This is a genomic window from Neisseria polysaccharea (assembly GCF_963392925.1).
Lineage (GTDB): Bacteria > Pseudomonadota > Gammaproteobacteria > Burkholderiales > Neisseriaceae > Neisseria > Neisseria polysaccharea.
On record NZ_CAUJNZ010000003.1, the window covers coordinates 1 to 20876 of the forward strand.

The following is a 20876-nucleotide window of genomic DNA, read 5'->3' on the forward strand; positions in this document are numbered from 1 at the left end:
TGCTCATGAGAAATCCCCTAAATGTCTTGGTGGGAATTTAGGGGATTTTGGGGAATTTTGCAAAGGTCTCTTCTTGTGTGAGCCTTATCTAAAATCAGGACAGCTTGTTCGTTTATTTCCTGAAGTGGAGATTCAAAAATGGCAACTGTTTTTATACCGCTCATACGAAACTGTTACGCCACTAATGGTATTAAAAGTCTTTGAAATACTTGAAGGAATTTTGAAAAAGGAATTCGAGAGATAGCCAAGCGTGAGGATTTTGCAAAGCTCTTGGGTTTATCAGAATGAATAAAACAGGAGGAGGATTTTCTTTCAGACGGCTATGTTAAAATATCGCCATCATTAAAAAGGATTGAATTATGGAAGCCACTGTCTATCTCGAAGACAACGAATACATCGCCTTGTGCGACCTCTTGAAATTGGCCGGACTTGCCGAAAGCGGCGGACAGGCGAAAGCGTTTATCGCCGAAGGGCTGGTGTTGCGCAACGGCGAAACCGAAACCCGCAAAACTGCCAAAATACGCGGCGGCGAAATCATTGAGTTTGACGGCGCGCGCTTGGAAATCGCCGATGGATATGACCCTGAAGCATAAAGCCGAAGCCCTTTTGGGCGAGCCGCTTTTAGACGAACCCGTCCGCCCCGAGTCGTGGGAATGCTGCGGTAGCGACTGCGGCGAGGCGTGCATTCAGACGATTTATTGGGCAGATAAGGCCCGCTACGACGCGCAACGGCGGAAATTGAAAGAAGCGGGTTGGTCGGACGATGCCGTCTGAAAACGGAACCAACATCTACTATTAATGTGTATAGAGGGGAACCTAATGGACATACTGGTCTAAGTCCTATACATGGCTCACCTGGAAATTAGCAAGGAACATAAATGGCTATTTATGACTTAAACGAAATAGTAACCAGTGCCGCATTAGGTATGTATAAAGGTAAATGGCAAAACATGGATTTTGAGCAAGTTTTACAAGATATTGTTCAGGAAACAGATTTTACATACTCTTGGGAATATGGGGAAAATTGGGCTATTTTCTGTCTAAACGAAAAGTCTGTTGGTATGTTATGTAAACAGATACCTTTCGCGATTATAGAGAATGAAAAATTATCACAGAAAATATACCAAGAATACCCTTGGATACTAACTCAACAAGTTTATCATTTTGATACAGATAAAATTTTATTAAACAAATATGTATGCAAATTAACTATTGGAATAATGAGTGCCATCAGCCAAGAACCTATATCTTTACAAGATCTTTATGTAGATACTGTGTAGATGTACATAGTGAGAACTCGCTGTTTGAAATTGCGTTAGGAATTCGCAATCCAAAATTGGTACAAGAGCTAGAACAACAATTAATTGAAGCATATGATTTAATGGATACAGCAGGATAACTAATAATGCAAACAAATAATGTACCCATCCCTACTGGCTCTATCCGCACATTCGGGGGTTGGGAATGACCGCATAGCGGCTTTTCCTTTGCATTTGCCATACACCGGTTTTTTAAAATGACCGCCGACGCCACACTGCCCGACAACATTGAAACATCCCGTCCTTCATTCACCACACACATAACACCCCATGATAGACCTGCACTGCCATTCCACCGTTTCCGACGGTATGCTCTCCCCCGCCGAAGTTGTGCGTCTCGCGCATCAAAACGGCTGCACGCTGCTGGCGTTGACCGACCACGACCACACGGGCGGCATCGCCGAAGCGCGTGCCGAAGCCGACAAACTCGGTTTGCGCCTGATTAACGGCGTGGAAATCTCCGTAACTTGGCGCGGGCGTACCATACACGTTGTCGGTTTGGATTTCGACGAGCAGGACGAAAACCTGCAAAACTTGTTGGCGCAAGTGCGGCAAGGCCGTCTGAAACGTCTTGAAGCCATCGCCGCCAAGCTCGAAAAGAAAGGTATCGTCGGCGCATACGACGGCGCGCTCGCGTTGGCGGCAAACAAAGAAATGGTCAGCCGCACCCACGTCGCCGAGTTCCTCATCCAAGCGGGACATGTCAAAAACAAGCAGCAGGCGTTCACCAAATACTTGGGCGACGGCAAATCCTGCGCCGTCCGACACGAATGGGCGACGCTGGAAGACTGCGTTTCCACCGTCAACGGCGCGGGTGGGTTGGCAGTCATTGCCCATCCGATGCGCTACGATTTGTCCGCCACCGCCAAGCGCAATCTGTTTGAAGAATTTAAAAACCTCGGCGGCGCAGGCATTGAAGTCCACAGCGGAAACTGCTGCAAAAACGACCGCCTCAACTACGCGCTTTTGGCAGAACGCTTCGGTATGCTCGCCAGCGCGGGCAGCGACTTCCACCGTTTAAACGACTTCAGCGGCGGCATCCTCGGCGCGTGTCCCGAGCTGCCGGAAAACTGCAGGCCGGTGTGGGCGCATTTTTCCCGACATTGAATGCAGATAAAAATGCCGTCTGAAAACCTTTCAGACGGCATTTTTTGCGTTTTAAACGTTGTCGTACAGTTTTCGGACGGTTTTGCCGATGGCGGCAATGCCTTTTTCCAGCGTTTGAGCGTCCTGCGCGATACTCATGCGGATGCACTCGCCAGCGTGCGGGTAATCCTGCGTGTCGATGCCGACGAAGAAATGCTCGCCCGGAATAATCAGCGTGCCTTCGGCTTTGAGCATTTCGTACAGGGTTTGCGAAGAAACGGGCAGGTTTTCAAACCAGAGCCACAGGAAAATCGCGCCTTCGGGTTTGTGGATTTTCATCGGGTACGTGCCCAATTCGCGCTTGAGCAGGGCGACGGCGGTTCGCGCCTGATTGCGGTAAAACGGACGGATGACTTGGTCGGCAAGCCGTTTCATCTCGCCGCTTTCCAGCAGCGGGGCGGCGATGGCCGCGCCGAAGCGCGTGGGGGCAAGGTTCACAATCGCGTTCAGGCTGCTGACGGCTTTGACGACTTCGGGCGCGGCGACGATGATGCCGGTGCGAACACCCGGCAGGCCGACTTTGGACAGGCTGAAGCAGAGGATGATGTTTTCGTGCCAATTCAGCGTTACGTCGCTGTAAATGATGTTGGGGAACGGCATTCCGTAGGCGTTGTCGATAATCAGCGGAATGCCGTGTTCCCGTGCCAGAGCGTCCAAACGCGCCATTTCGCCGTCGGTCAGCACGTTGCCGGTCGGGTTGGTCGGGCGCGAACAGCAAATCGCGCCGATTTTGCCCGCTTTGAGTTCGGGCAGGTTTTCCAGTGCGTCAAAGTCCACACGGTATTTGAAGAAACCTGCTTCGCCTTCGTGTTCGATGTTTTCGATTTTGGGCTTGACGGAAACGAAGTGCTGCCCTTCGACATGCACGTCGGCATAGCCAATGTATTCGGGCGCGAGCGGCAGCAAAATGGCTTTTTCTGCGGATGTGCCGTCTGAAAGGTTGAATTTGCCGCCGAAGAGGTTGAACAAATAGAAAAACGCGTTTTGCGAACCGTTGGTCAGCGCGATATTGCCGACGGTCAGGTTCCAGCCGTATTCGCGGTTGAGGAAGGCGGTCAGCGCGTCAATCAGCGCGGCATCGCCTTGGGGATTGGAGTAGTTGCCGATGTTCTCGACGGCGTGTTCCGCCGCCAGTTTGGAGAATATGTCGGCGAACGCCCGATCGATTTCCGGAATGCGCGCCGGATTGCCGCCGCCGAGCATATTGACGGGCTTGTCGCTTTTGAGCGCGTCGCCGAGGTCGTCCATCAGTTGGAGGATGCCGCTGTGTTGCGTGAATTTTTCGCCGAATGCTGAAAACTGCATGTCAAACTCCGTGTGTGTAAGGTAGGTTGGTTTGTACGTTATGCCGTCTGAAGGTTCAGACGGCATTTTTTCTGTGTGTTTCTCGTACCCAAAGCAGGTCGCAGATGCCGTCGCTCGGGGCAAAGCCGGTCGGGGCGTTGACGAGCAGGTCGCGGATTGCCTGCTGGTCGTAACGGTCGCAGGCGGTGCGGATGCGGTCGAGCAGGGCGGAGAGCTCGTGCCACGGCAGCATGGTCTCGCTGGCGGTCATGATGCGCGGATGGCCGGTTTTGCGGACGTTGTCGCCGATGAGCAGCTCTTCGTAGAGTTTTTCTCCAGGACGCAATCCGGTAATGAGGATTTCGATGTCGCCGTCGGGTTGTTCGGGTGTTTTGGGTTTGAGGCCGCTTAGGGTAATCATTTGGCGGGCAAGGTCGATGATTTTGACGGATTCGCCCATGTCGAGGACAAACACGTCGCCGCCTTTGCCCATCGCGCCGGCTTGGATAACCAGTTGCGCCGCTTCGGGTATGGTCATGAAATAGCGCGTGATGTCGGGGTGGGTCAGGGTAAGCGGGCCGCCTTCGGCAATCTGTTTTTCAAACAGCGGGACGACGGAGCCGGACGAACCTAAAACATTGCCGAAACGTACCATGCTGAAGCGGGTTTTCTGTCCGGGTTCGGCGGCGAGTGCCTGAAGGCAGAGTTCCGCCATGCGTTTGCTGGCACCCATGGTGTTGGTGGGGCGGACGGCTTTGTCGGTGGAGATGAGGACGAAGGTTCTTACGCCTGATGCCGTGGCGGCAAGCGCGCACTCGAGTGTGCCGAAGATGTTGTTGCGTATGCCTTCGACGGTGTTGAATTCGACCATGGGGACGTGTTTGTAGGCAGCGGCGTGATAGACGGTCGCAACGGAAAAGGCGGTCATGACGTGTTCGAGCAGCGTGCGGTTTTGCACCGAACCGAGAAAGGGCAGGATTTCGGTGTCGAGGCGTTTTTGGATGCAGGTTTCGCGCAATTCTTTTTCGATGGCGTACAGGGCGAATTCGGATAACTCGAACAGCAGCAGTTTTTCGGGGCGGCGGCGGATAATCTGGCGGCAGAGTTCCGAACCGATAGAACCGCCGGCGCCGGTTACCATCACGGTTTTGCCGGCAATGTCGGCATTCATGAGGCGGTCGTCGGGCGTGACGGGGTCGCGTCCGAGCAGGTCGGACACGGAGATTTTTTTGAGCGTGCCGATGCTGAGTTTGCCGTCCATCAGGTCTTTGATGCCGGGAATGGTCAGCACTTCGCAGGGATAGGCTTCCAGTTTGCCGATGATTTTGCGGCGTTGCGCCTGGGTCGCGCCGGGGATGGCGAGCAGGATTTTTTTCACGCCGCAGCGTCCGATGAGGGCGGCGATGTCGTCGGGACGGTAAACGGCAAGGCCGCAGATGACGGTGTGCCACAGTTTGGGGTCGTCGTCCACAAAGGCGGCGGCGGAATATTCGCGCATTTGTTTGACGGCCTCGAGAAGCTGCCTGCCCGAACGCCCCGCGCCGTAAATAATGACGGGGATCATCTGTTTTTTGGGGTGTTCGGACAACAGTCCGCGCAAAACCATACGCGAGCCGGTCACGGAAACAAACAGCAGTAAGAAATAGACAATCGGCAGGGCGAGGCGCAGTCTTTCTTCAAAAATCAATGTGTTGAGGAAGAACAATACGGCGGAGGCGAGGCTGCCTGCCAGTGCGGTGGTGAGGATGCGGAAGCTGACGAAGCGTGTAACGGCGCGGTAAAGCCCCATTCGGATAAATAATGTGATGGTCAGCAAGGCAGTCAGCAAAAAAGACTGCCAGTTGGCAAAATTGAACCATTCGTCCGAGTAGTCGGCCTTCAGGCTTTGGGTGAACCAAAAGGCAATGAAAATCATCAGAAAATCGTGTATGAGGAAACAGATTTTCTTGATGTTGCGCGGCAGGGCGATCAGGGTTTCCAGATTCATATCGTGGGGCGGTATGTGCTTTCGGGCGGCGTATGCCGTCTGAAGGGTTATTGTGTGGCTTCTGCCAATACGGCTTCGATGTGTTTTTTGCAAAACGCGATTTCGCCGTCGGTCAGCGTCGGATGCACCAAGAACATCAGGCCGGTATCGCCCAGCTCGACGGCGTTTTTCAGCCGCTCTTTCGGCCGCCACGGCGTGTTGTCGAAGGCTTTTTCCAAATAGACTTCGGAGCAGCTTCCCTGATAGCAGGGGACTTTGCGCGCGTTCAGTTCGTTGACGATGCGGTCGCGCGTCCAGCCGTCTTTGAGGTGTTCGGGGCGGACGAAGGCGTAGAACTTGTATTGCGCGTGTCCGATGTAGTCGGCGACTTCAACCAAACGGATGCTGGCGAACTTGCCTAAACTTTCGGCAAGCGCGGCGGCGTTTTCTTGGCGGCGTGCCGTCCATTCGGGTAGGCGTTTGAGCTGGATGCGGCCGATGACCGCCTGCATTTCCATCATGCGCCAGTTGGTGCCGAAGCTTTCGTGCAGCCAGCGGAAACCGGGTGCGTGTTGGCGGTGGTACACGGCATCGTAGCTTTTGCCGTGGTCTTTGTACGACCACATTTTTTCCCACAGGGTTTTGTCGTTGGTGGTAACCATACCGCCCTCGCCGCCGGTGGTCATAATTTTGTCTTGGCAGAACGACCACGCGCCGATGTGTCCGATAGAGCCGACGGATTTGCCTTTGTATTTTGCGCCGTGCGCTTGGGCGCAGTCTTCGATTACCCAAAGATTATGTTCTTTTGCCAAAGCCATAATGCCGTCCATTTCGGCGGGCATACCGGCAAGGTGAACCACGATAATCGCTTTGGTATTCGGGGTCAGCACAGCCTTGACGGTTTCCGCGCTGATGTTTTGGCTGTTCAAATCCACATCGGCAAACACCGGATTTGCGCCCGCGTTCACAATGCAGGACGCGGAAGCCAAGAAAGTGCGCGAAGTGACAATCACATCGTCGCCCGCGCCTATGCCGATTGCTTTGAGCGCGGCATCGAGTGCCAGCGTGCCGTTGGCAAGGGCGACGGCGTATTGCGTACCGGCGAAGGCGGCAAATTCTTTTTCAAATTCGCGGCATTCGTTTCCCGTCCAGTAATTGACTTTGTTGGACAGCAGGACTTTGGAAACGGCATCGGCTTCTTCTTGGGTGAAGCAGGGCCACGGGGAAAGGAAAGTGTTCAACATGATGGTTTGTCCGTCGGGTTCAGACGGCATTTCCGACCCTATGCCGTCTGAAGGGGGCGTGTTCCGAAGAATCGGGTGCACGCCGCAGGTGTTGTCAAAATCGGTCTGTACGGGGGTGTATTTTAATCGCTTATGCCGTCGCGGTCTCGGGATTTTTGCGCGGCAGGGGCTTTGCCGGATTGCCCGCGACGGTTATACCGTCTGAAACGTCGCGCACGACGACTGCGCCCGCTCCAATGGTTGCGCGGCTGCCGATACGGATTTGCTGGCGGCTGCACGCGCCCGTGCCTATCCAGCTTTCTTCGCCGATACGCGTGTTGCCCGACAGGTGCGCGCCCGGGCTGATGTGGACGAAAGCGTCAAGCAGGCAGTCGTGATCGACGGTGGCGGCAGTGTTCACAATCACGCCGTCTTTCAATACGCTGCCGGCCTGTATGACTGCCTGAGCCATCACGACGCTGCCCTGACCGACGGTTGCCGACGGGGAAACGTATGCAAGCGGATGAATCAGGACGGGCAGTTTAAAACCCAATGCGGCGGCGCGTCCGGCGATTTGGCGGCGGATGCGGTTGTTGCCGACGGCGACGGCGATGTCGAATTGTTCGGGCGATAAACCGTTTTCAAGCAGCAGTGTCGTGCCGATGACGGGAAAGCCGTCGATACTGCCTTGTGCGCGGTCGTCCAGAAAAACGATTTCGCCGTATGTGCCGAGTGCGGCGGCAAGGTCGGCAACGACTTTTCCGTGTCCGCCCGCGCCGACGACGGCAAGTTTGCGTTTTCCTGTGAAAGGAGGCATAGTGGCTTCGCCCTCCGCCGAAATGCCTTCTTTGATAAAGACTTTTCTGACTGTCAAAAACAGGATTTTCATATCCAGCCAAAAACTGTAATGGTCGATATACCAAACATCGCAGGCGAACTTTTCGTCCCACGAAAGCGCGTTGCGCCCGTTGACCTGCGCCCAGCCGGTAATGCCCGGTTTCATTTCGTGGCGGCGGTTTTGAAATTCGTTGTAAAGCGGCAGGTAGCCCATCAAAAGCGGGCGCGGGCCGACCAGGCTCATCTCGCCTTTTAAGACATTCCACAGTTCGGGCAGTTCGTCCAAGCTGGCGGCACGCAGTTTTTTGCCGAAATCGGTCAGGCGTTCTCCGTCGGGCAGCGGAATGCCGTCTGAATCAAGCGCATCGCGCATAGAGCGGAATTTAATCATTTTAAACGGCTTGCCGTCCTTGCCCGGCCGCTCTTGGATGAAGAACACGGGCGAACCCAGATTCTTGCGGATGAGGTACGCCAAAATCAGGAAAACGGGTGAGAGGACAATCAGCCCCGATGCGGAGGCGGCAATGTCGAACAGGCGTTTGAAAAATTTATTCATCAGCTAATCTTTCAATCAGGTTGACGATTTTTTGATAGGCAACGTCGCGCCTGAAGCGGCGGACGATTTCGTCGGACTGAACGGGGTCGTTTTTGCACGCCATTTGGCAATCGATGATGTCGTGCCCGTGCCGCCCAAGCCCGACATAGAAGTGGTCAGGATGATTTTCATAATGGGAAACCTTGTTTTTTCAAATAATGAAACAGTTTGTGCAAATCTTTCCGGTGGCGCAGGATGCAGCCTGCCAGATATGCCGCCCATACGCCGGCAAACAGGGGGTAGTTTGCCGGTGTGCCGAAGCAGGTGTAGGCCGCCGAGGAGGCCAGGCAGAACAATGTGTGCATATAAAGCGGCAGGCGTTTGAGCGGCTGCCACAGGCGACAGGAGCTTTCTGTCTTGAAAACAAAAAACAACCAGAATGAGGCGGCACAGGCAACCGCCGCGCCGCGCGCGCCGCCGGACGGTACGGCAAGCCCCAGCAGCAGCAGGTTTGCCGCCAGCGCGCCCAAGGTGGCGAGCGCGATCGGGCGTGTTTTTCGGACGACGTTCAAACCGATGCCGCTGATTTCTACCAGCGTGCAAAACAGCGGCGGCAGCATACACGATACGACGATAAACCGGACGGCGGCGTAGTTTTCCGGCAGCAGGAGGGAGGCGAGGGGCGAGAAAATGCCGGTCAGGCAGACGGCGGCGGCAAGCAGGGCGGAGGCGGATTCTGCCGTTGCCGAGAGGCGGGCGGGCGGGGCGTTTTCTTCGATTGCGCGGAAAATATACGGTGTCCAGACCGTTGAAAAGATGCTTTGGAACAATAATGCCGCCCCGCCGAACGAAATACCCATCGAATAAACGCCGAGCTGTTCTAGGCCGGCATATTTTTTCAGGAACAAACGGTCGGCGGATGCCAGCCCCCAATAGGCGATGCTGCTTAGTGCGATCGGTATGCCGTAGCGCAGGCCGCGATGCAGGACGGCGGATGAAAACGGTGCTCGCCGGACGGCCTTCAGACGGCATCGGTTTTGAAACAGCAAAAAGGCGGCGGCGGCAAGGTTTGCCAGCGCGTAAACGGCGGTCAGGACGGCGGTGTTCGCCGGAAAGTGCAGCAGCCCGACCGTCAGCGGCAGCAGCAGCAGGATGGCGAGCTTGGACACGAGTTGCGCGGACGAAAAGGCAAGGGCGCGTCCTTCCATACGCAAAACCAGTAAGAGAAAGCGGATGGGCAGGAAGCTCAGTTCAAACAGCACCAGCCCGATGCCGGCGGCGGCATCGTCGAGCGAAAACAGGATTTCAGACGGCAGGGACGGGCGGGAAAGCAGCAGGGCGGCTATCGCGGCGGCAGACAGCAGCGGCGGCAGGAACAGGGTTTTGAACAAAGTGTCTTTGTCGGCGGCGGCATAGTATTCGCGGACGTATGCCTGATCCAGCCCGAGGCACAATACCGACACCGTCAGTCCCGCCGCCGTCTGCATCAGCACGATGCGTCCGATGTCGTCGGCGGGGAAATACCACGACAGCAGCGGCAGGATGATGACGGCTAAAACCGCGCTGCCGATCGAGCCTGCCGCGTAGCCGAGGATTTCTTTTGTGTCCATTTTTGATGTCCGGACGGAGGCGGGATGCTGCCTATGCCGTCTGAAGCCTTTCTTGATCGGAATTTGACGGCTTTCAGACCGTCGCGGCTGCCGGCGGGGTGCGGCAGTCCGGGTTGCGCTTTTTCGGGTGGGCGGCGGTCTGAATGGTGCCGTTTTTTATCGGCGTTATTATATAGTGAAACGGCACAAACCCTTTAAAAGGCGTTGCCGTTTTTCCGGAACACGGTTTTGATGTCGTGTCCGAGGATTTCGCTTGAAACGGGTGTCCACAAGGGTGGTGCGGAAAGGGCGGCGCGGTTTTCGGGCAGGGAAAACAGGTCTTTGCCGCCGCCGAGGATTTTGGGCGAGCGGTATAAAACGATTTCGTCCGCCAAATCTTCTGCCAAAAATGCGGATGTGAGTTCGGAGCCTGCTTCGACCATGATTTCGCCGAAACCTTCGTCGGCAAGGAGGCGCATCAGGTGGTGCAGGTCGATTTTGCCGTCTGCCGTTTCAGACGGCATCAGGATGCGGATGTGTGCGTGTTCCCGATAGGGGCGGAGTTTGTCTTCATCGCGTTCCAAGGTGGCGATGTAGGTCGGAGATTGTCCGTCGGTAACCAAATGGCTGTACGGGGGCAGGCGCAGGCGGCTGTCTAACACGATGCGTGCGGGTTGGCGCAAAGTTGGAAAAGCGCGGACGTTGAGTTGGGGATTGTCCGCCAACACCGTGCCGATGCCGGTCAGCATCGCGCAGCTTTCGGCACGCAAAACCTGTACGTCGGCACGCGCTTCTTCGCCGGTAATCCAAAAGCTGCTGCCGTCTGAAAGCGCGGTTTTGCCGTCCAGCGAAACGGCGCATTTGAGGCGGACAAAGGGGCGGCGGCGTTCGATGCGCGATAAAAATCCCCGGTTGAGTTCGCGTGCTTTGTTTTCAAGCAGTCCGCATTCTGTTTTGATGCCCGCTGCTTCGAGCATGGCAAACCCTTTGCCTGCAACCGGCGGGTTGGGGTCGCGCATGGCGGCAACGACGCGTGTTACGCCGGAACGGAGCAGAGCTTCGGCGCAGGGCGGTGTGCGCCCGTAATGGCTGCACGGTTCGAGGGTAACAAAGGCGGTCGCGCCTTGTGCCATTTTGCCCGCCTGACGCAGGGCGTGGACTTCGGCATGGGGTTCGCCGGCTTTGATATGGAAACCCTGTCCGACAATTTGGCTGCCGTGTGCGATAACGCAGCCGACGCGCGGATTGGGCGAAGTGGAAAAACGTCCCAAAGCGGCAAGTCGGAGGGCGTTTTCCATCATGGATATATCTGTGTCCGAAAACATGGGGATACCGTATCAGTATGGGTTGGGGAGAATCAGGCTTTGCGGTCTGTTTTGACGGCTTGCGCCAGCCACGAGGCAAAGTCTGACGGATTGTCGAAGCGTTTGTGCAGTGCGGCGAAGCGGACGGCGGCTTCCGTATCTTGTCGGAGCAGTTCTTTTAGCACCATGTCGGCAAGTGCGGCAGAGGGGATGTCGCGCTGACCCGAAGTGTAGAGCCTGTGTTCCGTCAGGCGGACGGTTTCGTCGATCTGTTCGGGTGTCAGGGCGGATTTTCGGGCGGCGGCGGTCAGGTCGGCATGAAGCTTCCTTCTGTCGAAAGGACAGCGTTTTTTGTCATGGCCGATGACGGCGGGCATTTTGAGTTCGGCGGTTTCGAGCGTACCGAAGCGTTTGCCGCAGTTGGGGCAGTGGCGGCGGCGGCGCACGGCGTTGCGTTCTTCCATCAGGCGCGAATCGGCAACGCGGGTGTCGGGGTGGGCGCAAAACGGGCATTTCATGGTATTTCTTCCTGATGCCGTCTGAACGTCAAACCGATACGCCGGCGGCGCGGGCGATTTCCAGACCTTCTTCGGCACTCATATAGACGGGGTTTTCGGGACGGTCGTGTCGGACGATGTTGCCTTCGCGGAACATGACCAGTTCGTTCACGGCAAGTTGGGACCACGATTCGTCGCGGGTCAGCGGTAGGGTGGCGATAACGGCGACGCGGTCGTCCGGCGTGGTTACTTCGGCAAAATCGACCATTACGTCGTCGTCGAGCAGGCGCGCCTTGCCGAACGGGGCTTGGCGGACGATGTAGTGCAGCAGTGTGCTGGCGTGGGCAAACAGGGCAATGCCGTCTGAAAGCATAAAGTTAAACAGCCCGAACTTGCGGATTTCGTGCGTCAGCCCCGCAATCGCGCCAAACAGGGTTTCGTCGTCGGGACGGGCGGCAAAGCGGGTGCGGAGGCGGTTGAGGATGTGGCAGAACGCGCGTTCGGAATCGGTTGTGCCGACGGGGTGGAAAAATTCGCCCTGTTCGGGAAAAAAATCGACCAAATGCCCGTTGTGGGCAAACAGCCAGTAGCCGCCCCACATTTCGCGCATAAAGGGATGGGTGTTCGCCAGCGAGGTTTGTCCTTGCGATGCTTTGCGGATATGTGCGATGACGTTTTCCGATTTGATTTGGTAGGCGCGCACGAGGTCGGCGACGGGGGAATTTGCGCTCGGCTTGTCGTCGTGGAACAGGCGCACGCCTTTGCCTTCGAAAAAGCCGATGCCGAAACCGTCGGCATGATGGTCGGTAATGCCGCCCCTGCGGCGGAAGCCCTCAAAGGAAAACATAATATCGGTCGGCGTATTGCAGTTCATACCCAGCAGTTGACACATAGTTTGTCCAAATGATTCAGATGGTCGCAAGTATTCGGATTATACCCCGAACTGAAAATGCCGTCTGAAATACGGCTTGTCCCCATTGTTCACGCGAAAACGGAAAACAAAGGCGGAAACTTAAAATTCCGCCATTTCCGTTCAGGCGGGAATCCGGTCTGTCCGTTTCCGGTTGTTTTTCGTTCCGTAACTTTTGAGCCGTCATTCCCGCGCAGGCGGGAATCTAGAATTTCAATGCCTCAAGAATTTATCTGGAAAAACCAAAACCCTTCCGCCGTCATTCCCACGAAAGTGGGAATCTAGAAATGAAAAGCAACAGGAATTTATCGGAAATGACCGAAACTGAACGGACTGGATTCCCGCCTGTGCGGGAATGACGGCGACAGGGTTGCTGTTATTCTGGATAAATTCCTGTGATTTTGAATTTCCGGATTTCCATCTGCATGGAAATGACGGCGAACGGATTGTCGTTATTCCGGATAAATTCCTGCGATATGGGATAACCGGATGCCCGCTTTTACGGAGAATGATGATGGAAAGTCATCATCGTGCGTCAAACCCGCGCGGCAGCACACCGGTAAAGCCGATGCCGTCTGAACGCCCTTCAGACGGCATCGGTATGGCTGATCAGAGATACGGTTGCAGGGTGCGGCGGAGGATGTCCGTGTCAGTAATTTCGGTGATGACGGCTTCGCCCAGACGGTTCAACCCGATAAAGCGCATCACGCCGCCGCTGACTTTTTTATCGTGGCTCATATGTTCGAGCCATTTTTCGAATGGGAACACGGGCGGTGCGGACGGCAGTCCGGCGGCTTCAAACAGGGCGGCAAGCCGTGCGGTATCTGCGGCGGAGATTTTGCCCAGTTGTTCGGACAAACGCGCCGCCAACACGCAGCCGGCGGCGACGGCCTCGCCGTGCAGCCATACGCCGTAACCCATTTCCGCTTCGACGGCGTGTCCGAAGGTGTGTCCGAGGTTGAGCCATGCGCGTATGCCCTGTTCGGTCTCGTCTTGGGCGACGATGTCTGCCTTCATCTGACAGCAGCGGTACACGGCACGGGCGAGTTTTTCCCGATCGAGCGTCATCAGGCTGGACATATTCTGTTCCAGCCATTCGAAAAAACCGATGTCGCCGAGCGCACCGTATTTGATGACTTCCGCCATACCGGCGGACAATTCGCGTGCGGGCAGAGTGTGCAGCGTGTCCAAGTCGGCAAGCACCGCCTGCGGCTGGTAAAACGCGCCAATCATATTTTTGCCGAGCGGGTGGTTGATGGCGGTTTTGCCGCCGACGGAGGAATCGACCTGGCTTAATAAAGTAGTGGGAATTTGAACAAATGGCGCGCCGCGTTGATAAGTAGCCGCCGCAAAACCCGTCATATCGCCGATTACGCCGCCGCCCAGCGCGATTAATGTGGTTTTACGTTCGGCGCGGTTTTGCATCAGACCGTCGAAGATGAGGTTGAGCGTCTGCCAGTTTTTGTGCGCCTCGCCGTCGGGCAGGATGATGCTGAAATGGGATACGCCTGCCGCATCCAATGCCGTCTGAAGCGTACCGAGGTAGAGCGGCGCGACGGTTTCGTTGGTAATGATGGCGGCGCGTTTGCCCAAATGCGGTTTGAGCAGGCTTCCTGCCTGCGGCAGCAGCCCGTTGCCGATAAAGATGGGGTAGCTGTGGGACGGGGTGTGTACGGTCAGTGTTTTCATGCGTCGGTTTTTATTCGGATAAAAGGTTGAGCAGGGTTTGTATGGTTTGTCGGCAGTTTCCCGATTCGACGGTGAAGTCGGCAGTTTGCCTGTAAAGCGGGTCGCGTGCGGTGTAGAGTTCGCGCAATTTCGCCAAAGGATCGGCAACTTGCAGCAAAGGGCGGCTGTTGTCGCAGCGCGTGCGTTCGAGCAGGGTTTCGGGTGGGGCGTGCAGATAGACGACCGTGCCGCTTTTGCGGATAAGGGCGCGGTTTTCTTCTTTTAACACCGCGCCGCCGCCGGTGGACAGGACGATATGCGGCAGGACAATCAGTTTTTTGAGTATGGCGGTTTCGCGCGAACGGAATCCTTGTTCGCCTTCCATTTCAAATATGGTGGGGATGGGAACGCCGGCGGCTGCGGCGATTTCGTGATCGCTGTCGTAAAAACGGTAATCCAGCCGCTGCGCCATTTGCCGGCCCAACGTGGTTTTGCCCGCGCCCATCAGTCCGATGAGGATGAGTTTGTCGTTAAAGTTTTTCATCACAATTCCTTAATGTTTGACACCCCGCCTTTCGGGGCGGCAGGGTTCGGGCTTGTCGGGTTACGGCGGGATTTTATACGAAATCGGCAGGGCGGCGGTATGTTTGGAAAAATAACCCGACCATCCCGAACCTTTCTGATTTTAAGGAAAAATAAAAGAAATCAGGGAGGTTTTTTATTTCAGGCTGTGTTTTGACAATCCGTTGATTTCACTTATTTGTCAGGAAAAGGCAATTATCTTTGCTTAGGCAAACAATTATCCGATTGAATATATTGAAGATAATATGTTTATCAATACTATAGTGGATTAACAAAAACCAGTACGGCGTTTCCTCGCCTTAGCTCAAAGAGAACGATTCTCTAAGGTGCTGAAGCACCAAGTGAATCGGTTCCGTACTATTTGTACTGTCTGCGGCTTCGTCGCCTTGTCCTGATTTTTGTTAATCCACTATAAAGACCGTTGGGCATCTGCAGCCGTCATTCCCGCGAAAGCGGGAATCTAGAATTTCAATGCGGCAAGAATTTATCGGAAAAAACCGAAGTTTAAAGACCTAGATTCCCGCCTGCGCAGGAATGACGGGGTTTTAAGTTGCCGTTTCGGGTTGCTGTTTTTTGTGGAAATGACGAGGCTTTGGATTGCGAGGATTTATCCCTTCTGCCGTCATTCCCACAAAAGTGGGAATCTAGAAATGAAAAGCAACAGGAATTTATCGGAAATGACCGAAACTGAACGGACTGGATTTCCGCTTTCGCGGGAATGACGGCTCAAAAGTTACGAGACGAAAAACAAGCGAAACCAGACAAGTTGGATTCCTGCCTGCGCGGGAATGACGGCATTTCGGTCGCGGCAAAAAGCATAAAGAAAGGGCATATGCCGTAAAACATATGCCCTTATCTGGCCGCATTAATAGCGCAGGCTGTTGCCGGCCGTATCCATAATCCTTGGGGTAATGAAAATCAGCAGCTCGCGGCGGTTGGTGCTTTTCCCGCGTGTTTTAAAGAGGTTGCCGATAACGGGGATGTCGCCCAACAGGGGGACTTTGGTCAGCGTATTGCCGTTCTCTTCTTCATAAATGCCGCCTACAATCAAAGTGCCGCCGTTTTCAACCATAGCCTGCGTATTCAGGTTTTTGGTTTGGATACACTTGGTCGTCTCATCTTTTACGGTACAGTCGACAGGCGTGTCTTTATTGATTTTGACGGTCATAATGATTTGCCCGTCGGGCGTGATGTTCGGCGTAACGGTCAGCCCCAAGACGGCTTTTTTGAAGGTTGTGGTTGTGCTGCTGCTGCTGCCCGAACTTGAAGTGTCTTGGTAGGGGATTTCTGTACCGGATTCGATTTTGGCCTCTTTGCGGTTTTGGGTCAGCACGCGCGGATTGGCAAGCGTTTTGGTTTTTGAAAGCGACTCGGATGCGGACAATTCCAAATTCAACGCGCCGGAGGAAATCGCGCGCACCAGCGAAATGCTGTTTGCGGCAGCGGCAACCGGCAGGTTGATGCTGGTTTGGGCAGACCATTTGCCGTCGCCGCCTTCAAAACCCGAGTTCACACCCCAGCCGAATGCGCGGTCTGCATCTTTCAGTTTTTTCTTGCCTGTCGCGCCGAACTTAACGCCCAAATCGCGCGAGAAGCCGTCTGCTGCTTCGACGATGCGCGCCTCAATCATCACTTGTTGCGCTGGCACGTCCAATTCGTCAATCAGTTTGCGGAATTTTTCGATGACGCTGCGGGTGTCGGTAACAATCAGGGTGTTGGTGGCAGGATCAATCAGCACGCTGCCCCTGCCGCTGATAAGCGTGTTGCGGTTTCCGGTCGTGTCGGCATTGTCCAAACGCAGGATGCTGCGAAATTCTTCCACATTTTTGTATTTCAACTGGAAGTTTTGGGAATACAGCGCACCCAAATCGGCAATGTCTTTTTCCGCCTGCAGGAAAGCTTTGTCTTTGGCAAGCAGCTCATCGCGGGGAGCGATATTGACGATGTTCCCTTGCTGGCGCATATCGAGGTTGCGCGCCTGCATAACCAAATCCAAAGCCTGATCCCAAGGTACATCTTTCAGGGAGAGGGTCATTTTGCCGTTGACGGAGTCGCTGGCAACAATGTTCATCCCGGATTCTTTTGCCAAAATCTGCAGGATGGTGCGGACTTCGACATCTTGGAAGTCAAGGGAGATTTTCCGACCTTTGAAGGTTTTGGGCGCATTGTTCACGCCGCCTGACTCGAGGTTTTGTTTTTTCGGCAGGACTTGGAAGGTAAAGTGTCCGGGCGCGGCGGATTTGTTGACGAGTTCCCAGTTGCCGGCTGTTGTGATAATCAGCTGGGTGTCGTTATTGAGGCGTTTCAGCGTAACCTTTTGAACCGGTGTTTTGAAGTCTGCCACATCCAAACTGCGTTGGAGCGCGGTCGGCAGGGTATGGTTTTTCAGCGTAACGATGATGTGGTCGCGCTGTTGGCTGATGTCGGGCTGCCCGGCAAAGCCCAATGCCGCCAATTCGATAATGCCGGCATTTTTACCGTCTTTGCGGAAATCGATATTGGTTTGTTTTGCCTGTACAGCCGCCGTTTGTTGTGTTGCGGGGCTGAACGGAGCGGATACGGATACTACGGACTCGGTAAACGGTACGGCGGCTTGTTGTTTTGCCGGTGCGGCAGCCTGTGCGGCAGGCGCGGCTTTTACGGCGGGGCGGGCGGGGGCGGACACGGTATCGTCCGATTCGTTGATGAGAATCCAAACTTCATTTCCGCGTACTTCGGTATTGTATTGACCCGGTTTGTTCAGATTCAGAACCAGACGCGCACGGCTGCTGTTCTGTGCGGCACTGATTTTGCTCAACAGAGGGTCGGCATACTCGAGTACCTGTTGATTCATGGAAATGCCGGTTTGTTCAAAGTCCAAGGCGATGCGCGCGGGCGACGAAGTGATGAAGCCGGTTGGGTTGACAACCTCTTTGTCAAAGCTGACTTTGACGATTTTCTGTTTGTTAGGCAGGGAGGAAACTTTGATGTCTGTAATGTTTCCTGCCGATGCCGTCTGAAAGGCGGCGGTTGCGACAAACAGGCCGGAAATGATTTTTGTCAGTTTGGTATTCATATGGATTAATCCCCTTCTTAATTTTGTTCTGCGGCGGGTGCTGCCGCTTGTTCGGTGTTTTTGTCGGAAGCGTTCAGAGGCAGTTCCGCCCTGCGGGAAACCCAGTTGCCCGTACCGTCTTCGATTAATTCGTTCAAAACGATGCTGTCGTCGGTAATGCTTTGGATTTTACCGTAATTTTGTCCCAAATAGTTGCCGATGCCGACTGTGTAGACATAACCGTCGGCTTCAACGAAGCCGGATACTTTCTGACCGGACTTCACAATGCCGACATAGCGTATGTTTTCCAAGCTGAATTTTTCCAGCGTTTCTTTAATACGCTTGGTGTCGGGGGCGTTACCCCCTTTTTTGGCAGCTTCCATTCGGTGGAAATCGAAAGCGTTGAACCCTGTCGGCTGCGGGGGGCTGTATACTGGTGCGACCGGCAGGGTCGGTGCTTGGAAAGGTATGATTCCTGCTTTGGCTTCCTGCTGTGTCTGAGCCATCCACCCGTTCAGGTCTTCAGCATCTTGGGAACAGGCGGATAGGGCGGCAAGGCTGATGAATAAGGCGTAATATTTCATGGTTTCCCTAACATAAGTTATTTTTGTTCGGCATTTTGTGCCGCTTCTGCAGCCTGCTGTTGTGCGGCAAGTTCTTCTATGGATTTTGCCTTATAGGTAGTGGCAATGGCACTGAGGTTCAGGATGTTGCTTTTGCCGTCCGCCCCTCCTCCGTTTTCGGCGGATTGGGTGATTTTGAGCGATTCAAGGGTAATAATCCGCGAAAGGCTACCAACATCGCGCGTGAACTGGCTGATTTGATTGTAGTTTCCGGTAATGGAAATGGAATAGGGCAGCCTTTGTATCGGGCCGTCGTCAACAGGCGGCTGCGGTATGACGCTGTCCAAGCGCAGACCGTTGCTTGAGCCTGCCTGATGAAGCTCTTGAACCAGATTGGGAATTTCGGAATCGGTCGGAAGCTGTTTCAGCATAATGTTGAAGGCGGATCGGATGGCGGCAAGCTCTTCTTTCAGGTTGTCCAAACTGGCCGCGTCGATACTTTTCTGTTTGTAGGTGTTTTTCAGTTCGGTTTCTTTTGCTTCATATTCCTCAAGGGATTCCATCTGGCTTTTGAACAATCCGGCATAACCGAGTCCCAGCATGGCGGCAACGACCAGCAGGGCGATAAAAAGCCTAGCAGGAAGGTTGAGCAGGTGAAGGTTGTTGAGATCCAAGTTGGTTTTAGATGATTTAGAAGCCATTCAGTTTGCCTCCTGTGCGTTTCCCGAAGCCGGATTCTCTTTGGATTCGGCCGCCTTTACGATAGGTTGTAATGTTGCCTGAAGGGTAAATTCCTGATACGAATTGTTTTTCTTGATGCTTAACAATTCGGGTTGCTTGAATATGCCGGTATTGGGCATTGCCCTCATCATGGCGGCAACGCGGTTGTCGCTGGATGTCCTGCCGTTTAACCGGTAAGAGTCGGCGGTAACGGCATCCAGTGAGGTCAGGTAGGTGCTTTCAGGGGTGGCCTCATTCAGGCTGTCGAGGATTTTTGCGGCTTGGAGGCGTTTGAGCTGAAGTTCCTCAATTTTGTTTTTCTTAATCAGGAAGGCATCTTTTTCCTGTTTAAGCTTTTGTATTTCCGACAGCTCGGTATCCAAGTGTGCGATGGAGGTTTCCAGCAGCGTGTTTCTTTCCGACTGGTTATTGATCATATTGTCGATAAACAGGTAGGTTGCCGCAACGGCGGCAACGCCCGTCAGCACGGCACCGTACATCAGCATTTTAAACTGCTGCTGTTTGCGCTTGTTCATCTCTTCCCTGTAGGGGAGGAGGTTGATTTTGATTAAATTGTTCATAATTATAATCCCCGTACCGCCAAACCGAACGCCTTGGTCAGTGTCGGCGCATCAAGTTCGAATTGTTGTTCGTCTGTTTTGAGGTTGTCCGCAAAATAACGTGCGGGATGGACGCATTGTACATCCGCATTGGTTTGCGAGGCGACGGTTTGGGCGATGCCTTCCTGGCGCACCGCTTCCCCGGTCAGCAGGATATGCTTGATGTCGGTCATATCGTCTGCGGTCTGCGTGGTGTAATAAAACTGCAAGACCCTTTGTATTTCTTGGGTAATCTGTTGGTTGAAATAGTTTGCCACGCTTTCTTGGTAATCGGAAGGTTTTTGCGGGGAGCTGATGATTTCTTCCGCTTTTTCTTCTGTTACCTGATAGGTGCGCTGGATGAGTTGGTTGAGCTGTTCTTCGCTGACGGAGGTTTCCTGTTTGTATAGGATTTTTCCGTCTTGGATGACCAGGGCGTAGGTCTGTGCGGCATATACGCCGAAAATGGCGACTTTTTCGGCCGCAAGCTCGGGGGCGAAATGGTTTATCCACAGCGCGTAGGCGTTGTATTGTCCGAAAATGTCCACATCAAGCGCGGATAATTTCATACCGGCGGCGTTGAATGCGTCAATCAGGGGTTCGATTTCATCCTTTCTCGATGCGACGGCCAAAACAGCTTCGCCGGCGGCCGATTGGGACAAGACCTGATAGTCGTAATTGGCTTCTTCGAGCGATATCGAGCTGACTTCGGAGATGGAGGACTCCACGAACCCCTGCAGGTCCAATTCTGCATCTTTGGCCGTGTAGGTCAATTGTTCGATGGTTGCCAGATTTTGCGGGACGGACGCGATGATGTTTTTGCACGAGGTACCCAGTTCGGCATAGGCTTGTTGTAAATATGTAACAAGTTGATCGTAATTTTGGACTTTATTGCCTTGAACGATATTCTTTGGTAATTTGGCAATGACGTATTTTTCCAATTGAATTTGGTTTAAACTACGTCCTGACAATTGGACCATTTTAATGGAATGCTGGTCGATATCGATGCCGATTGCCGCGCGGTTATTGAGTCCCGAAGATTTTTTAGGGAGCTTGGCATCTGTTTTTTTAGGGTTTTTCAAGCTTTTAAACAAGCGCAT

The 20876-nt window shown here is 54.1% G+C and carries 20 protein-coding genes and 1 pseudogene; 5 read left to right on the plus strand and 16 right to left on the minus strand.

The annotated features are described in order from the left end of the window. The 5 genes and pseudogenes from RDY34_RS02540 to RDY34_RS02560 all read left to right on the plus strand — a co-directional run. A pseudogene (locus tag RDY34_RS02540) lies at positions 1-244 on the plus strand (hypothetical protein); the annotation flags it as partial. A 115-nt stretch (positions 245-359) separates the two neighbouring features. Next, entirely contained in the window at positions 360-593 is a 234-nt protein-coding gene (locus tag RDY34_RS02545; protein WP_003752919.1) for an RNA-binding S4 domain-containing protein, read from the plus strand. Continuing rightward, positions 571-774 carry an oxidoreductase-like domain-containing protein gene (locus RDY34_RS02550; RefSeq protein WP_002214553.1) on the plus strand — a complete coding sequence of 68 codons (204 nt, stop codon included), beginning with the start codon at positions 571-573 and terminating at the stop codon, positions 772-774. Before RDY34_RS02545 ends, RDY34_RS02550 begins: the two co-directional genes overlap by 23 nt. A gap of 104 nt (positions 775-878) precedes the next feature. Next, positions 879-1280 (plus strand): hypothetical protein, encoded by a 402-nt coding sequence (locus RDY34_RS02555; protein ID WP_002233000.1) that lies wholly within the window; start codon positions 879-881, stop codon positions 1278-1280. A 309-nt stretch (positions 1281-1589) separates the two neighbouring features. Then, on the plus strand, positions 1590-2426 hold the full coding sequence (locus tag RDY34_RS02560; protein ID WP_308074415.1) for a PHP domain-containing protein: 837 nt from the start codon (positions 1590-1592) through the stop codon (positions 2424-2426). 51 nt (positions 2427-2477) lie between these two features. Here the strand turns inward: RDY34_RS02560 and RDY34_RS02565 are convergent, their stop codons facing one another. From RDY34_RS02565 to pilM, 16 genes are all read right to left on the minus strand, one after another. Next, positions 2478-3770: a valine--pyruvate transaminase gene (locus RDY34_RS02565; protein ID WP_308074422.1), complete on the minus strand. Its 1293-nt coding sequence runs from the start codon at positions 3768-3770 to the stop codon at positions 2478-2480. A gap of 55 nt (positions 3771-3825) precedes the next feature. Further along, positions 3826-5736: an NADH-dependent dehydratase PglD gene (gene pglD / locus RDY34_RS02570; protein WP_308074414.1), complete on the minus strand. Its 1911-nt coding sequence runs from the start codon at positions 5734-5736 to the stop codon at positions 3826-3828. A gap of 47 nt (positions 5737-5783) precedes the next feature. Next, on the minus strand, positions 5784-6959 hold the full coding sequence (locus tag RDY34_RS02575) for a DegT/DnrJ/EryC1/StrS family aminotransferase (RefSeq protein WP_308184458.1): 1176 nt from the start codon (positions 6957-6959) through the stop codon (positions 5784-5786). Positions 6960-7089: 130 nt separating this feature from the next. Further along, on the minus strand, positions 7090-8331 hold the full coding sequence (locus RDY34_RS02580) for a NeuD/PglB/VioB family sugar acetyltransferase (protein ID WP_308075231.1): 1242 nt from the start codon (positions 8329-8331) through the stop codon (positions 7090-7092). A gap of 15 nt (positions 8332-8346) precedes the next feature. Beyond that, on the minus strand, positions 8347-8502 hold the full coding sequence (locus RDY34_RS02585; protein ID WP_308074423.1) for a hypothetical protein: 156 nt from the start codon (positions 8500-8502) through the stop codon (positions 8347-8349). Further along, positions 8499-9920: a lipopolysaccharide biosynthesis protein gene (locus RDY34_RS02590; protein ID WP_002219795.1), complete on the minus strand. Its 1422-nt coding sequence runs from the start codon at positions 9918-9920 to the stop codon at positions 8499-8501. The genes RDY34_RS02585 and RDY34_RS02590 overlap by 4 nt, the downstream gene beginning before the upstream one ends. 194 nt (positions 9921-10114) lie before the next feature. Continuing rightward, positions 10115-11224, minus strand: coding sequence for a bifunctional diaminohydroxyphosphoribosylaminopyrimidine deaminase/5-amino-6-(5-phosphoribosylamino)uracil reductase RibD (gene ribD / locus RDY34_RS02595; RefSeq protein WP_308074412.1), 1110 nt, complete (start codon positions 11222-11224; stop codon positions 10115-10117). Between the two features lie 32 nt (positions 11225-11256). After that, positions 11257-11721 carry a transcriptional regulator NrdR gene (nrdR, locus tag RDY34_RS02600; RefSeq protein ID WP_308073298.1) on the minus strand — a complete coding sequence of 155 codons (465 nt, stop codon included), beginning with the start codon at positions 11719-11721 and terminating at the stop codon, positions 11257-11259. 28 nt (positions 11722-11749) lie between these two features. After that, the gene (locus tag RDY34_RS02605) at positions 11750-12592 is read right to left on the minus strand and encodes a class II glutamine amidotransferase (protein ID WP_308074410.1); all 843 of its coding nucleotides are present in this window, start codon (positions 12590-12592) and stop codon (positions 11750-11752) included. A 627-nt stretch (positions 12593-13219) separates the two neighbouring features. Further along, the gene (gene aroB / locus RDY34_RS02610) at positions 13220-14299 is read right to left on the minus strand and encodes a 3-dehydroquinate synthase (protein WP_308073301.1); all 1080 of its coding nucleotides are present in this window, start codon (positions 14297-14299) and stop codon (positions 13220-13222) included. A 10-nt stretch (positions 14300-14309) separates the two neighbouring features. After that, entirely contained in the window at positions 14310-14822 is a 513-nt protein-coding gene (locus RDY34_RS02615) for a shikimate kinase (RefSeq protein WP_308073302.1), read from the minus strand. 903 nt (positions 14823-15725) lie between these two features. Next, a complete protein-coding gene (locus RDY34_RS02620) occupies positions 15726-17915 on the minus strand; it encodes a type IV pilus secretin PilQ (RefSeq protein WP_115437596.1) in 2190 nt (729 codons plus the stop codon). 17 nt (positions 17916-17932) lie between these two features. Then, positions 17933-18478 (minus strand): pilus assembly protein PilP, encoded by a 546-nt coding sequence (locus RDY34_RS02625; RefSeq protein WP_003750267.1) that lies wholly within the window; start codon positions 18476-18478, stop codon positions 17933-17935. A gap of 17 nt (positions 18479-18495) precedes the next feature. Then, the gene (locus RDY34_RS02630; RefSeq protein ID WP_301673389.1) at positions 18496-19158 is read right to left on the minus strand and encodes a type IV pilus inner membrane component PilO; all 663 of its coding nucleotides are present in this window, start codon (positions 19156-19158) and stop codon (positions 18496-18498) included. Continuing rightward, positions 19159-19758: a PilN domain-containing protein gene (locus RDY34_RS02635; RefSeq protein ID WP_304711412.1), complete on the minus strand. Its 600-nt coding sequence runs from the start codon at positions 19756-19758 to the stop codon at positions 19159-19161. Positions 19759-19760: 2 nt separating this feature from the next. Next, positions 19761-20876: a type IV pilus biogenesis protein PilM gene (pilM, locus tag RDY34_RS02640; protein ID WP_304711413.1), complete on the minus strand. Its 1116-nt coding sequence runs from the start codon at positions 20874-20876 to the stop codon at positions 19761-19763.